The sequence below is a fragment of the Selenomonas sp. CM52 genome (genome assembly GCF_000292955.1).
GTDB lineage: Bacteria > Bacillota > Negativicutes > Selenomonadales > Selenomonadaceae > Selenomonas.
In genome coordinates this window covers 1-14,942 of sequence record NZ_ALNM01000023.1, presented here as the reverse complement: position 1 = coordinate 14,942, position 14,942 = coordinate 1, and the positions used below count along the sequence as shown (strand labels likewise).

Genomic DNA, 14,942 nt, shown 5'->3' with positions numbered 1-14,942 from the left:
CATCCTTCAAGCATCGTTTTCAGCGGGGGAATCCTTCTTCGTCTGCTCCTGTTGATCGCGTCTCTTTGCAGCTTCTTTGTTCGCTTCCGTGATGGATGTCTCAATCTCTTCCATCGTATACGCCTCGATGATATCGCCTTCCTGGAAATCGCGGTAATCCTTGATTGTAATGCCGCATTCGTAGCCGGCCGCAACTTCTTTCACATCATCTTTAAAGCGGCGCAAAGAATCGAGCTCGCCGTCAAACGCTACGATGTTGTCGCGAAGGATGCGGATCTTCGAGGAATTCGTGATCTTTCCTTCGAGGACATAGGAGCCTGCAACGAGCGCCTTGGAGAATTTCATGACCTGGCGGATTTCCACCTTGCCCTGCACGACTTCCTTATACTTCGGTGCGAGCATGCCAGACATGGCGTCCTTGACATCGTTCAACGCATCGTAAATGACGCGATATGTACGGATATCGATGCTTTCCGCATCCGCCACACGACGGGCGTTGGCGTCAGGACGCACGTTGAATGCGATGATGAGCGCGTTGGAGGCAGTAGCGAGCATGACATCGGACTCATTGACGGCGCCGACGCCGGAATGCACGATATTGACGCGCACTTCGTCGTTCTTATTGAGTGAGAGCAAGGAGTTTGCCAATGCTTCCACAGAACCCTGCACATCGGCCTTGATGACGATGTTGAGATCCTTGATGTTGCCGTCCTGAATCTGCTGGAAGAGGTCATCCAAAGAGACTTTCTTACTTCGGATGAGCTCGGTGCGCTTCTTTTCGATGCGCTTGCTTGCAATGGAGCGTGCGAGCTTCTCGTCAAGCGATGCGAGCACGTCTCCCGCTTCAGGAACATCGGAAAGACCGAGTACTTCTACGGGGACGGACGGCCCCGCTTTCTTCACGTTCTCCCCGCGATCATTGATCATCGCACGCACCTTGCCGAAGGTCGTGCCGGCGATAATGGAATCGCCGATCCGCAGCGTACCGTTCTGCACGAGGACGGTCGCGACCGGACCGCGACCCTTGTCAAGCTGCGCTTCAATGATGACGCCGCGCGCATCACGATTCGGATTTGCCTTGAGTTCCTTGACCTCAGCGACAAGGAGAACCATTTCAAGAAGATCGTTTATGCCTTGTTTCTGCTTTGCGGAAACAGGCACCATGATGGTATCGCCGCCCCAGTCCTCAGGAATGAGCTCGTGCTCGGACAGCTCCTGCTTCACATGCTCGGGATTCGCTCCGGGCTTGTCGATCTTGTTGATCGCGACGATGATGGGCACGCCCGCCGACTTGGCATGGTTAATGGCCTCGACGGTCTGCGGCATGACGCCGTCGTCTGCGGCGACGACGAGGATCGCGATGTCCGTAACCTGTGCGCCGCGCGCGCGCATGGCAGTGAACGCCTCATGGCCAGGCGTATCAAGGAAGACAATCTTCTTCCCTTGACACATGACCTGATATGCACCAATATGCTGTGTGATGCCGCCCGCCTCGTGCGTCGAAACGGATGTCTTGCGAATGGCATCGAGGAGCGACGTCTTGCCGTGGTCGACATGTCCCATGACGGTTACGACCGGCGGACGAACGACGAGCGACTTGGGATCATCCTCGATCTCAGGAATCTCCGTTGGATCCGTCTCAGGCGGCAATTCCTCACAGGTGACGCCGAATTCGATGGCAACGAGCGCCGCTGTCTCATAGTCGATTTCCTGGTTGATCGTCGCCATGATGCCCATGAGCATGAGCTTCTTGATGACTTCGGTCGCCGTATAGCTCATCTTGCTCGCAAGATCCTTGACGGCAATGCTCTCGCCAACCTTGATGTGCGTCGGATGGGCGATCTCCACTTTGGGAGCTTGCTGCTTCTGGCGTTGGTTGTTGCGGCCGCGATTGTTCTTGTTGCCAAACTTGCCGCGATTGTTGGCGCCGCCGCGATTATTCCAACCGCCCGCATTATTCGCATTGCCGGCACCTGCGGCATTGCCGCTGCGATTTCGATTGCTGCCCTGTGCGTTGTTGTTACGCTGGTTGGTATTGCCGCCGCGCTTGTCCTGCGAAGGTCGCTTCGTTGCGTTGGAGCCGTTTGAGGAGGCCGCTCCCTGTCCGCGTTTCTGCTGAGGTGCACTGCCTTGACGCGGGCGGTTCGTCGCTGCAGCAGAAGCAGAGCCGTTGCTGCTGCGATTCTGTCTGCGATCATTCGCGTTCTTTTGCGATTGACCTTGGACTTGCTGTCTCGGCTTATTTTGAGACGCTTTTCTTGCTGCATCCGCCACAGGCGCCTTCGGTGCGTCAGAGACGGTCTTCTTAGGTGCAAAAGCGCGTGCAACTACCGCCCGCTCCTCTTCGCCAACACTGCTCATATGGTTTGCCACACGGAATTTATTGCGTGTTAAAATATCAAGGACAACTTTGCTTTCCGTATGGAACTCTTTTGCCAATTCATAAACTCTATACTTCGACATCGATCCACCCCCGCTGATATCAGCTTTCTTTAGACGCCGCTTCATCTTGGAAAATTTCTTTTCTCAGCGTCTCGTATATAGCGTCTTCCATCTTGCTCTTGAAAGCCCGCTCAAAGCCATGCTCCTTTTCCGCACGGCGGAAACATTCTTCGTTTCGGCAAATATATGCTCCCCGTCCAGGGCTTTTGCCTGTCATATCTACGGAATATACATTTTCTGGGCTTCGGACGACACGAATCATATCCTTTTTCGGATGAACCGTACGACAGCCCAAGCACATGCGTTCCGGAATCTTTTTCTGACCTTTCATGTCAGACGCCCTCAGCCGTAAAGGATTCCTCGCCTGTCACCTCGATGACACTCATGGAATCATCGAGCGTCTCTGCCGCCGCCTGTTCTTCATTTTTGATATCGATTTTCCAGCCTGTCAATTTGGCCGCCAAGCGGACGTTCTGTCCTTCCTTGCCGATGGCAAGAGAAAGCTGATAGCCGGGTACCACGACACGTGACTCCTTCGCCTCTTCATTGATTGCCACGGAAATGACTTTTGCAGGGCTCAAGGCGTTCGCGATGAACTTTGCAGGTTCAGGATTCCACTTGACAATATCAATTTTTTCATTTCTCAGCTCATCGACGATCGCCTGTACGCGCATCCCTTTATGACCGACGCTGGAGCCTACGGGATCGACATTCTCGTCCTTGGAATAGACGGCGATTTTTGAGCGCATGCCAGGCTCGCGCGCCACGGACTTGATTTCCACGACACCTTCTTGAATCTCGGGAACTTCAAGCTCGAAAAGCCTCTTCAAAAGCCCTGGATGCGTTCTCGATACGAGAACCCGCGGCCCTTTGACCGTCTTGCAGACCTCGATGATATATGCCTTGATGCGATCGCCGTAGTGGTACTCTTCCCCCGGGATCTGCTCTGTCGCTGTGAGGACAGCTTCCGTTTTGCCGAGGTCGATGAATACATTCTTTGCTTCTACGCGCTGCACACGACCCGTGACGATATCGCCGTCACGATTGGAAAATTCCTCATAGACGATGCCGCGTTCCGCTTCGCGGATATGCTGCACGACGACCTGCTTCGCCGTCTGTGCGGCAATGCGCCCGAACGTTGCAGGAGTCACCTCCAGTTCGATCTTGTCATCAACCTCATAATTGGGATTGATGGCGCGCGCATCTGCAAGAGAAATCTGTCGGGCGTCGTCCTCAACCTCTTCAACGACGGTTTTCGTTGCATAAACGTGGTATTTTCCTGTCATGCGATCCAAGGCGACGCGCACTTGTTCGGCAGTCTTGAAGTCTTTCAGGTAAGCAGAACTCAAAGCCGCTTCGATTGCGGCGAAAAGCACCTCTGCTTCCAAACCCCGCTCCTTTTCCAAGGCATGTACGGCTTCCAAAAAATCCCCGTCGTTATCCTTCTTCTTTACCTTCTCTTTCCTGCTGGCCAAAGCTCTTCCTCCCAATGCTTAAAAATCTATGTGCAGACGCACCTGTGCTATTTTTTCCAAAGGCAATTCTTTTTCCCCATCCAACACGATGGCATTCTTTCCCGGGTCATATCCTGTAAGCGTTCCCACCCACGTCTTTTTGCCGTCGACAGGCGCATAGAATGTCACATCTACCGCTTTCCCCTGCTCGCGTTCAAAGTCGCGCGCTTTTTTCAAGACGCGGTCGAGTCCTGGAGATGATACTTCGAGGATATACGCCTCCGTCAGCAAATCTTTTTCATCAAGAATCTGCTCAAGCGTTTCGCTGACCCTCTGACAGTCGTCAATCTCAATGCCGCCTTCTTTATCGAGGTAGACGCGCAAATACCAGTCGCGCTCATTGACATACTCGACATCGACAACTTCCAAATTGGAATCCTGAACGATCTCTTGTACGATAGCCTCAACGGCCTCTTCTATGTGTTTTGCCACAAAAGCCCTCCTCTTTTGCCGCGCATATTGCAGCCCGTTGTGTTAAACGGGCTCTTGTGCATAAGATTAAAGAGTGGGCGAACGCCCACTCTTCATACAAACGACTTAAATTGACTCTTGTCATTTTACCATCAATCGAAAGAAATGTAAACAGTGAAATCTATGCAAACCGGATTTACGTTACGTTACGCTTCCCCCAAGATACGAACTTCGGGAAACAGCTTGACGTGATGCTTTTCAAAGACACGGTCTTGTACTTGCCGGATAAGCTCCAGCACATCCTTCGCCGTAGCATCTCCTGCGTTCACGACGAATCCTGCATGTTTATCAGAAACCTGCGCTCCGCCGACAGTGAAGCCCTTGAGTCCTGTCTGTTCAATCAAAGTTCCCGCATAGTGTCCTTCGGGGCGCTTGAACGTGCTGCCGGCACTTGGCATCTCCAATGGCTGCTTGCTTTCCCTGCGCTCGGTGAAACCGGCGATCTTTTCTTTGATTTCCTCTGCATTGCCTGGCGCAAGAGTCAGGTCAACCTCACAGATTGCGCAGCCGTTCTCTTGAAATATGCTGTGACGATAGCCGAAATCCAATTCATTTGCCGCAAACTGCACGATCTCCCCTTTAGGAGAAATCGCGCGAACCGCAGAAACGATGTTCTTCATTTCTCCGTCATAAGCCCCGGCATTCATAAATACGGCTCCACCTATGCTTCCTGGTATACCACAGGCAAATTCCATGCCGGAAAGACTGTTTTCAGCCGCAAATCCCGATACATCACGGAGAAGCGCACCTGCCCCTGCCGTAAGTGTATTGTTTTTCTTCCGAATGGTAGAAATCGGAGAATTAAACTTGATGACGACTCCGCGAATCCCCTTGTCCAATACGAGCACGTTTGAGCCATTGCCAAGGATCACAAAGGGAATATCATGTCTTTTCAAACATTGGAAAACGAACGCCACATCTTCCATGGATGCAGGCAAGATCAAGCAGTCCGCCGGCCCGCCGATCCGAAATGTCGTATGATCCTTCATCGGTTCATTTAAGAGGATATGCTCCGGTGCCATTCGACTGCGAATCTCGTCAACAAATTTCTGATTGCTTTGCAAATCCATTCAGCCCCATCTCAAAATCGTTTTCTTCTCGTAACTGTAAACAAGATACTTTTCCCATCACGCTTTCCTCAACTTTCATGCCAATGCCCAGAAGAGTCAAGTCCTGGAAAGCCGATCTGACGCATGGCTTCATAGGCCACGATGGCAGCGGCACTCGAAAGGTTCAAGGAACGCGCTCCAAGGCGCATGGGAATGCGTATGCAGTCCTCCCAGTGCTCTTCAAGCAGCGCTTCAGGAATCCCCGCTGTTTCTTTGCCGAAAACGAGGAAGTCATCTTCGGTATAAGATACAGCATCGTAAGATCGAGGCGCCTTTTTTGAGCAGTAATAAAACTGTCGGCCTGCAAAAAGACGCAGAACCTCGGAGAAATTTTCGTGATAATGCACCTTCACCAAGTGCCAATAGTCGAGTCCTGCACGCTTCAGATACTTGTCCTCGACCGAGAATCCCAACGGTTTGACGAGATGCAGTTCTATACCGCTGACAGCGCAGAGACGCGCGATATTTCCCGTATTGCCGGGGATCTCCGGCTCAATCAAAACGATATGCAAGAATGCCTCCCGTGCTTATTGCAGAACAGCGCCCGTGCTCGCCGATGTCGTGAGTTTGGCGTAGCGAGCGAGGTAGCCTGTCTTAATCTTCGGTTCCGGCTTCTTCCATGCTGCCTTGCGCCGCGCAAGTTCCTCATCACTGACTTCCAAGCGCAGCGAGCGATTGGGGATGTCAATCGAGATGATGTCACCGTCTTCAATAAGCGCGATGGGACCGCCCGCCATGGCTTCAGGCGAGATATGCCCGATGCAGGCTCCCTGGCTCGCCCCACTGAAACGTCCGTCCGTGATGAGCGCCACCTTCAGCCCCATGCCTGTGATGACGGCCGTCGGATTCAGCATCTCCTGCATGCCGGGGCCTCCCTTCGGGCCTTCGTAGCGTATGACGACGACATCACCGTCATGAATCTCACCCGCCATGATGGCGTTGACGCCGGCCTCTTCCGAGGAAAAACATTTCGCTGTTCCCTTATAGACGAGCATATCTTCAGCCACAGCTGACGCTTTGACAACAGCGTAGTCCGGTGCCAGATTTCCCTGCAAAATCGCAAGGCCTCCCTGCTTGCGGTAAGGGTCATCGACCGTGCGGATGACATCGGGGCGCACGATCTTCGCATTCTTGATGCGCTCTGCCACCGTGCCCGTGACGGTCAAAGCGTCGAGATGAATGAGTCCCTTGCGCGAAAGCTCCTTCATGACGGCGGGCAAGCCGCCCGCCTCATTGAGATCCTGCATGTGATGCTTCCCTGCTGGACTGAGCTTCGTCAGATACGGCGTGCGGCGGCTGATTTCGTCGAAGAGCGGCGCTGGAAGCTCTATACCGGCCTCATGGGCAATGGCAGTCAGGTGAAGCACGGTGTTCGAAGATCCTCCCACGCCCATATCCACCGTGATGGCATTTTCAAAGGCCTCGCGCGTCATGATGTCACGCGGCTTCACATCGTTTTTGATGAGTTCCATGATGACGGCGCCGGCACGTTTCGCCAAGAGTCTGCGCGCTCCCGTATAAGCCGCGGGAATCGTGCCATTGCCCGGCAGCCCCATGCCGAGAACTTCCGTCAAACTGTTCATCGTGTTTGCCGTAAAAAGTCCGGCACAGGAACCGCAGCTCGGACATGCCTGCTCTTCAAGCTCTTCCATGACGCTTTCGTCGATGAGTCCTGCGGCAAATTTGCCCGCCGCTTCAAAAGACTGGCTGACGCTGACATCCTGTCCGTGGAAGCGTCCCGCGAGCATCGGTCCACCGCTGACGACGATCGCCGGAATATTCAAGCGTGCCGCCGCCATCAACATGCCGGGAACGACTTTGTCGCAGTTCGGAATGAGCACGAGTCCGTCAAAGCCCGATGCCATTGCCACGGACTCGATGGAGTCGGCGATAAGTTCGCGGCTGGCGAGCGAATACTTCATTCCCGTATGCCCCATGGCAATGCCGTCGCAAACACCGATGGCAGGAAACTCCAGCGGCGTACCGCCAGCGGCAGCCACACCGAGCTTCGCCGCCGCAGCAATCTCGCGCAAGTGGATATGCCCGGGAATCACCTCATTAAATGAGTTGCAAATGCCAATCAGAGGCTTCTGCAAATCCTCGGGACCATAGCCCATCGCATGGAACAAGGATCGATGCGCACAGCGCGTCGCCCCTTTTTTTACAACATCACTTCTCATAAGTATCCCGCCTATCTATGGAAAACACAATTTTTCACGAAATATACCCTAGATTTTATCGCAATTTGCCTTTACATTCAAGAAGTTTATCGAGAGTTAGAACTCAATTCCTTTTTGCGCACGTATGCCCTTTTGAAACGGATGCTTTATGAGTCTCATTTCCGTCACGAGATCGGCGCAGTCGATGATGGCCGGCAAGGCGTGCCTCCCCGTCAATACAAGATGAAGCTCTGTGGGTTTTTGCGATAAAAGTTCCAATACCTCCTGCTCCTCAAGCAAACCGAAGTTCAAGGCATAATTGATTTCATCGAGGATGATCATGTCCCATTGCCCGCTCGTCATTTCCGTTAAGGCTTCTTGCAGTGCCGTCCGCGCTTTTTCCCTGTGTACCGCCATTTCTTCTGAAGAAGCGTTCCTTGTAAATCCTATGCCTGTCGGACGGATTTCTATGCGTCCGTCAATTTCGGCAAGAGCCTTGAGCGCGGAAAGTTCGCCATACTTCCAGCTTCCCTTGATAAATTGCAAAATCAGAATGCGAAAGCCATCTCCCCAAGCGCGCACAGCAAGACCGATCGCCGCCGTCGTCTTCCCTTTTCCCTCACCCGTGTGCACGAGAACAAGTCCTTTTCTTTTCATCACAGATCTCCTTTAACGCATAAGTTTTTTCTCGTCTGCCTATTCCGCAAAGTAAAAACATGGTATACTAATACTTTAGTTATTATTATAACCTTTATTTCCTTTTTGTGGTGCTGTTATGAAAAAATTTCTTTTGTTTACCTTCGTCATCTTATTCTTTACTTTTCTCTGTATTTTTTTGACGGAGAAAACCGATGTGCTCGGCCTGCGCAACATACCGTTCGACCCAATTTTTGAAAACAAGGGCGACCATGTCGTGATTTCATGGAAAAGGCTTCCCTATCCATGCTTCTATCGAATCGAAGCGCTTTCCAAGACGACGGGACTTGTTGAAGGCGAGCCGGAATACCATGCCTTTGAGTCTGAGTTGACCTTCAAGGCTTCCTACGAGATGCCCGCGACGCCGATTCCCATGTATTATCGCATCACGGCATTCGGGATGTTCGGGCAGCTCACACCTCCTTCCAATGTCGTTGAAAATCCAAATTTCAAAGAGCCGCTACGGCCGCGTCCCATCTTCGAATACACGAAAGACCATCCGGCAAGCCGCAAGCCGTTCCTTGTCTGGCACAGCATTCCCGGAGCCGTCTGCTACGAACTGGAAATTCTCTCGGACAAGCCCGACACCGAAGGCGGTACAGCAATGTCGCGCAAGAATCATCTTTACAGTACGAAGCAGATATTTACAAATGGCTATCAGGTCGATCTTACACCTTTTGTAAATGGCGAGACGGGCATCTTGTATTGGCGTGTGCGCGCGCTGGGCTTCCACCATGAAACGATTGGCGAATTCTCCGAGGCTGAGCCGATTTATATCAAGGCCGATGAACCGCTGCCAACGAAACCCTTGATCAACAACTTCGATCAAATGCCGAATGCGACAGAACCTGTTTATCCCGTTTATCAATGGATACCTCTGAACGGCTGTGAGAATTATGAAGTTGAGCTTATGGTCACTCCTCCTGCATCCGACGAAAACAACAATACGCAGCCTGCCAAAAATCGTCAATGGGCGCAAAAGGTTGAAGGCGCCTTCAGCTGTTACGACGAATACCCGCGTCCCTATGCCGGAGAATATTATTGGCGCGTGCGTGCGATTGACGCAAGTGGCAATACGATCGGCACATATTCGGACGTGGAGAAATTTACCGTAAAAGAAAAAAACAGTCGCATTTTTGCCGCCGCTTTCGGCGACAGCATTACGCATGGCGGCGGAGCACTGTCATTTTCTCCCATTGACCTTGAGTATAGTTTCACAACCTACCTTGATTTTCCCACTGTCAACATTGGACGAAGCGGCGATACGGCGCATACGTCGATGCTCCGTTTTGAGAAAGACGTTCTATATTTCCATCCCTACAACCTTTTGATACTCACCGGATCGAACAGTCTGCGAGCCGAAGAAATCAGCGCCGAACAGATCATATCCGATCTCGACGCTATCAAAAAAAAGTGTGAGGCGAACGACATCCGACCGATCTTCCTCACGCTCATGCCCATCAACCCGAAGAATATCCGCAGCGCCTTCCATGCAGATACCGATCCTCTGTGGCAGCAAAAACTTGCACGAGTCAACGCTTATATTCGCAGCCAGAAGTATTACGTCGATCTGGAACCTTACTTCTATGATGCAAATCATACTGTCATGGCACCGGAGCTTTCCGTAGACGGCCTTCATCCCGATATTCGCGGCAAAATGCTCATGGCGGAAATCATCAACCGTCGGCGAGATTTACTGCGACAATAAGGAACGCCCCATGGTCACGCGACGACCATGGGGCGTTCTTAATGAAATTGCTCGGATATGTGAATACGGGCGACTGAATTTATGAGTGCTTCCTTTGTTGTCGACAAGAAAAGCGCTCTAACTGATTTTTTTCAAGGCCGCTTCGGCTTCCTCCGAGGATACAAGGATTTCGCGCGGCTTGCTGCCGAGATTCGGTCCGATAATCTTCATCTCTTCCATCGTGTCAATCAGGCGGGCGGCGCGTGTGTAACCGATGCGGAAACGTCTCTGTATGCTTGATGTCGATGCCTGCCCGGAACTCATGACAAGCTCGATCGCATCGCCGAGAAGTTCATCAATCTTTTCCTTCGCTGCATCCTTCTTACCGTCATCGGCTTCCATGGCGGCATTTTCCGTGTACTCAATAATCTCCTGATTTTCTTCCATCTGTTGCCCTTGTCCTCGGATGAAGTCGAGAAGCCTCTCCACTTCTTCATCGCTGACGAAAGCACCCTGCACGCGCTGCGGTTTTGCCGATCCGACGGGATAAAAGAGCATATCGCCCTTTCCAAGCAGCTTTTCAGCGCCGCTCATATCCAAAATCGTACGCGAGTCAATCTGCGAGGACACGGCAAACGATATGCGTGACGGAATATTCGCCTTGATTATGCCCGTGATGACATCGACGGACGGGCGCTGCGTTGCGAGCACGAGATGGATGCCCGCTGCGCGCGCTTTCTGTGCAAGGCGGCAGATGGCATCTTCCACGTCGTGCGGTGCGACCATCATGAGGTCGGCAAGCTCATCAATAATGATGACGATGGCGGGCATTTTCTCTTCGGGTTTTGCCGCATTGAAGCGTTCCATATCGCGTACGCCGGTCTCGGCAAATTTGGCATAGCGCTTTTCCATCTCCTGCACCGACCAATTCAGGACGGAGGCCGCCTTTTTTGCGTCCGTGACAACGGGAACCATCAGATGTGGTATGCCATTGTAGTTGGAAAGCTCAACCATCTTGGGATCTATGAGGATGAACTTCACTTCATCCGGCCTCGCTTTGAAGAGAACGCTCGTGATGAGCGTGTTGATGCAGACCGATTTGCCTGATCCAGTGGCGCCGGCGACGAGAAGATGCGGCATCTTGGCGAGATCGGCAAAGATGCCTTGTCCTGCAATATCGACGCCCAAGCCGACCGTGAGTTTCGACTTGGCCGTCGCAAAGGCAGGCTTTTCCAAGACTTCACGCAGACGGATACCCTCAAGCTCCTTGTTCGGCACCTCGATGCCGATGGCGGCTTTTCCCGGTATAGGCTCTATGCGCACGGAAAATGCCGCAAGACTCAGAGCCAGATCGTCTGCCAGATTTGTGATCTTGCTGACCTTGACGCCAGGCGCCGGCTCAAGCTCATAGCGCGTAACAGCAGGTCCGTGGCATGCATTGATAATCTTCGCCTTGACCTTGAAGTTTTCCAAGGTCTGCGCCAGAGTCTGTGCGTTTTCGGCAATTTCCCGCTCCAGCGCGAAGTTCTTCTTCTTGACTTCAGATGTGAGTATTTCTTCCACTTTTGGCAGCTCATACGGCCTTTCCGTCGGCTGTGTCGCTTCTTCACGCGGCTTTGTCTCTGAGACAGCAGCCGGCATGGTCAAAGACGACGGTGTTGTCACGGATGGTGCTGCAAGGGTTTCCTGCGGCAAGGTCGCCGTCATGGACTGTGTGGAGACTGTCGGTTGCATCATGGCGAGGCGCTTGTCCTGCACCTCCACTGCCATAGGTACGTCTTTCGGCAAGGGAACGACATCAAAGTCGTCGGGGATTTCCGGCGGTGGTTCTGCGATGATTTCCTCTCGCTCTTCCGTTTCATTCGAGGCATATTCAATGGAAAAGGACGGTAGCTCTTCTGCTGCCCTTTCTTTTTTTGCTTCCTCTTCCTGCTCTGTTTCTGCCAATACCTCGTTCTGATCGTATGCCTCGCCAAAAGCAAAAGATGCCGTCTCTTCCCCTGCGGCAGGAGGTTCAAGAGCCGTCAGAAAATCTCTTTCCTCTTGCGTTTGCGGCATGACAGATGCTTCCCGTGCAGCAAAGGATGGAAAAGACGTCGGCTGTGCATCTTCGCCCGGAGTGACGTTTCTCGCTTCTGCTGCAAACGCCTGTTCAAAGGCTTCGTCTTTGTCTTGATTGTAAAACGAGCTTTTGATTCTTCCGCGCACATGTTCTTCAAAGATATTTTCCGCCTGTGTCACCTTCTGCTGGGCGACGGAGAGCGTATCCTTCGCTTTGACGATTCCTGCTTTCGCCTGCCGTTTCGTGCGCAGCATCCCAAGGGCAAGCGACCATGTCGTAGAGAGCAGGATGGCGACAACCGTACCCGTGCACAAGAGGATGATGGCTCCCGTCGCACCGAAAAACTTGCGGATGAAGAAGAGCAGGCCGCCGCCTAGAAGACCGCCTGCATTCGGCAGATATTCGGGCAGGATTTCCGCCCCTACAGGTACGAGGAAATGATGGAGGATGGCAAGTAAAGAAACGAAGAGCCCAATGAGGCCGAAAAAGTGCGTGGAATAAACAATACCCCGATGCTTCGTCACATACTGCGTGCCTATGAGCAGTATGACGCCGGAAGCGACCCAAGCGCCTAAACCGAAAAGATACCGAAGGAATTTAGCGAAATAAAGACCGATGAAACCAACGTTCCAATCAAGCAGTCCCCCGATGGATATGAGGCCTGCGGCAAGAAGAAGTAGACCGATGATCTCATAGCGTCTGCCCTTAGGTGCAGTTGTCGTCATCGGCTCTTTTTTGTTTTTCGTGCGGGATCTCCTCTTGCTGTTCCCTCTATCGCTATTGGAACCTTTCTTTTTCAAAACGACATCACCTATCTAAAATCACAGCAGCCCGTGAAGGGCTGCTGTAAAAATCAAAACGACCTGCCTACAGAAGATATGCTTCTGCAGATAAATCAATGTGCAAGAAGATGCTCGACGCAGCGCTTCGTTTCAAACAGGATGCGCTCTTCATCAAGTGTCAGGAGCTCGCGTTTCTCCATGAGGATGCGTCCGTCAACGATGACCGTGTCGACCGAAGATGCATTGGCAGAATAGACAAGCAGCGATACGGGATCGTGACGCGGCATCCATGCGGGACTCGTCATATCGAAGAGGACGATGTCCGCTTTATAGCCCTCTTGCAAGATCCCTACATCAGAAAGGCCGACAGCCTTTGCCCCGTACGCCGTCCCCATACGCATCGCTTCTCCTGCAGGCACAGCCTCGGGGTCATAGCTCGCCACTTTGTGTAGCATGGCGGCAAGGTTTACTTCCTCAAGCATGTCGAGGTTGTTATTGCTCGACGCGCCGTCCGTGCCGAGAGCAACGCAAACGCCTTCCGCAAGAAGGCGTGGTACGGGAGCGATGCCGCTCGCGAGCTTCATGTTGCTGCCGGGATTGTGCGCGACACGGATGCCGTACTTCTTGATGATGGAGATATCTTCATCGTCAAGATGCACGCAGTGCGCCGCTAATGTGCCGTTGTCGAAAAGACCTGTGGAAGCGACGTGTGCAAAAGGACGCTTGCCGTATTGCTTGAGGCAGTCCTCCACCTCCCCTTTCGTTTCCGACATGTGGATGTGGATTTCCGCTCCAAGCGACTTTGCCGCCTCTGCGACCTTGTGCAGATAATCGGGCGGGCACGTATAGAGCGCATGCGGCCCGAACATCACGGTGATGCGCCCCTCGGCTCTTTGATGCCAATTTTTGAAGAGCTCTACATTTTCTGTAAGCTTTTCGTCTGCATCGGGCACAACACCGATCAGGCCGCGCGAAAGAACGGCGCGAAGCCCTGATTCCTCTACGACTTCGGCGACCTTTTCCATATCAGGCCCGTACATGTCGGCAAAGGTCGTCGTGCCTCCCTGTATCATCTCGACAGCGGCGAGCATCGCGCCCCAATAGATGTCTTCGTTGCGCATCTTCGCCTCGATCGGCCAGATCTTTTGCTGCAGCCAATCCATGAGCTTCATATCGTCCGCATAGCTTCGAAGAAGCGTCATAGATGCATGCGTATGGGCGTTGACAAAGCCTGGAACAGCGAGCCTGTCCGTTGCGTCAATCGTTCGCTCCGGCTGCCACGAAGCGGGGATTTCTCCGACTGCTGCAATCTTATTCCCCTCGATTGCGATATTTCCTTCCCGCACTGTGCCGTCCGGATGAAGAACATGCGCATTGGAAATCAATATTTTCATATCGTGTACCTCTGCTCAGACAAGTCCGAGATAAGCCTTCTGCTCGTCCGTCAGATGGTCAATGGCTACGCCCGAAGCCTTGAGCTTGAGTTCGGCAATCTTCGTATTGATTTCGTCCGGCATCAGGTAGACCTTGTTTTCAAGTTCTGCATGATGATTGAGAATATGAAGCGCGGAGAAGAACTGTACGCCGAAGGAGAGATCCATGATCTCCGCCGGATGTCCGTCGCCTGCTGCGAGGTTCACGAGGCGGCCTTCGGCAAGAAGATATAGCTTCCTGCCGTCCTTTTGCTTGAATTCCTCGATATTCTTGCGCACGGTACGACGCGATACGGAGATTTCCTCAAGCTCGGGGATGTTGATTTCCACATCGAAGTGACCGGAGTTCGCCATCATAGCGCCGTCTTTCATGACCTCATAGTGATGCTTGCGAATGACATCCTTATCGCCCGTCAAGGTCAGGAAGATGTCGCCAATGCGCGCCGCCTCGTCCATAGGCATGACACGGAAGCCATCGAACACAGCTTCGATCGCCTTGATGGGATCGACCTCCGTGATGACGACATTCGCCCCGAGACCCTGAGCGCGCATGGCGCCGCCTTTGCCGCACCAGCCGTAACCGGCAA

At 52.8% G+C, this 14,942-nt stretch carries 12 protein-coding genes; 1 reads left to right on the top strand and 11 read right to left on the bottom strand.

The genetic code is table 11. The annotated features are described in order from the left end of the window. Nucleotides 1-6: 6 nt before the first annotated feature. The 8 genes from infB to cobO all read right to left on the bottom strand — a co-directional run bounded on the left by infB (nt 7) and on the right by cobO (nt 8,352). Nucleotides 7-2,463: a translation initiation factor IF-2 gene (infB, locus tag HMPREF1153_RS05385; RefSeq protein ID WP_009645946.1), complete on the bottom strand. Its 2,457-nt coding sequence runs from the start codon at nt 2,461-2,463 to the stop codon at nt 7-9. A 19-nt stretch (nt 2,464-2,482) separates the two neighbouring features. Next, nucleotides 2,483-2,773, bottom strand: a complete 291-nt coding sequence (gene rnpM, locus HMPREF1153_RS05380; protein WP_009645930.1) for an RNase P modulator RnpM — start codon at nt 2,771-2,773, stop codon at nt 2,483-2,485. Nucleotide 2,774: 1 nt separating this feature from the next. Continuing rightward, nucleotides 2,775-3,917, bottom strand: coding sequence for a transcription termination factor NusA (gene nusA / locus HMPREF1153_RS05375; RefSeq protein ID WP_009645948.1), 1,143 nt, complete (start codon nt 3,915-3,917; stop codon nt 2,775-2,777). An 18-nt stretch (nt 3,918-3,935) separates the two neighbouring features. Beyond that, nucleotides 3,936-4,388: a ribosome maturation factor RimP gene (gene rimP, locus HMPREF1153_RS05370; RefSeq protein WP_009645928.1), complete on the bottom strand. Its 453-nt coding sequence runs from the start codon at nt 4,386-4,388 to the stop codon at nt 3,936-3,938. 185 nt (nt 4,389-4,573) lie between these two features. After that, a complete protein-coding gene (murB, locus tag HMPREF1153_RS05365) occupies nt 4,574-5,497 on the bottom strand; it encodes a UDP-N-acetylmuramate dehydrogenase (protein WP_037369964.1) in 924 nt (307 codons plus the stop codon). Nucleotides 5,498-5,565: 68 nt separating this feature from the next. Next, on the bottom strand, nt 5,566-6,048 hold the full coding sequence (locus HMPREF1153_RS05360) for a tRNA (cytidine(34)-2'-O)-methyltransferase (RefSeq protein WP_009645966.1): 483 nt from the start codon (nt 6,046-6,048) through the stop codon (nt 5,566-5,568). Between the two features lie 15 nt (nt 6,049-6,063). Next, nucleotides 6,064-7,716 (bottom strand): dihydroxy-acid dehydratase, encoded by a 1,653-nt coding sequence (gene ilvD, locus HMPREF1153_RS05355; protein WP_009645953.1) that lies wholly within the window; start codon nt 7,714-7,716, stop codon nt 6,064-6,066. A gap of 96 nt (nt 7,717-7,812) precedes the next feature. Next, nucleotides 7,813-8,352, bottom strand: a complete 540-nt coding sequence (gene cobO, locus HMPREF1153_RS05350; protein ID WP_006192354.1) for a cob(I)yrinic acid a,c-diamide adenosyltransferase — start codon at nt 8,350-8,352, stop codon at nt 7,813-7,815. A gap of 118 nt (nt 8,353-8,470) precedes the next feature. On the opposite strand from cobO, the gene HMPREF1153_RS05345 reads away from it, so the two are divergent. Next, nucleotides 8,471-10,099: an SGNH/GDSL hydrolase family protein gene (locus HMPREF1153_RS05345; RefSeq protein ID WP_009645971.1), complete on the top strand. Its 1,629-nt coding sequence runs from the start codon at nt 8,471-8,473 to the stop codon at nt 10,097-10,099. 117 nt (nt 10,100-10,216) lie between these two features. On the opposite strand, the gene HMPREF1153_RS05340 is transcribed toward HMPREF1153_RS05345, so the two are convergent. From HMPREF1153_RS05340 to HMPREF1153_RS05330, 3 genes are all read right to left on the bottom strand, one after another. Next, entirely contained in the window at nt 10,217-12,865 is a 2,649-nt protein-coding gene (locus HMPREF1153_RS05340) for a DNA translocase FtsK (RefSeq protein WP_232208209.1), read from the bottom strand. Nucleotides 12,866-13,035: 170 nt separating this feature from the next. After that, nucleotides 13,036-14,316 carry an amidohydrolase gene (locus HMPREF1153_RS05335; RefSeq protein ID WP_009645941.1) on the bottom strand — a complete coding sequence of 427 codons (1,281 nt, stop codon included), beginning with the start codon at nt 14,314-14,316 and terminating at the stop codon, nt 13,036-13,038. Between the two features lie 15 nt (nt 14,317-14,331). Continuing rightward, nucleotides 14,332-14,942: adenosylhomocysteinase (locus HMPREF1153_RS05330; protein WP_037369960.1), on the bottom strand; the 611-nt coding region annotated here is incomplete at its 5' end.

Bases quoted from the DNA above. Each gene is read 5' to 3' on its own strand.
- infB (WP_009645946.1), bottom strand. From the start codon at position 2,463: ATGTCGAAGTATAGAGTTTATGAATTGGCAAAAGAGTTCCATACGGAA.
- HMPREF1153_RS05340 (WP_232208209.1), bottom strand. From the start codon at position 12,865: ATGACGACAACTGCACCTAAGGGCAGACGCTATGAGATCATCGGTCTA.
- HMPREF1153_RS05335 (WP_009645941.1), bottom strand. From the start codon at position 14,316: ATGAAAATATTGATTTCCAATGCGCATGTTCTTCATCCGGACGGCACA.
- ilvD (WP_009645953.1), bottom strand. From the start codon at position 7,716: ATGAGAAGTGATGTTGTAAAAAAAGGGGCGACGCGCTGTGCGCATCGA.
- cobO (WP_006192354.1), bottom strand. From the start codon at position 8,352: ATGAAAAGAAAAGGACTTGTTCTCGTGCACACGGGTGAGGGAAAAGGG.
- rnpM (WP_009645930.1), bottom strand. From the start codon at position 2,773: ATGAAAGGTCAGAAAAAGATTCCGGAACGCATGTGCTTGGGCTGTCGT.
- HMPREF1153_RS05345 (WP_009645971.1), top strand. From the start codon at position 8,471: ATGAAAAAATTTCTTTTGTTTACCTTCGTCATCTTATTCTTTACTTTT.
- murB (WP_037369964.1), bottom strand. From the start codon at position 5,497: ATGGATTTGCAAAGCAATCAGAAATTTGTTGACGAGATTCGCAGTCGA.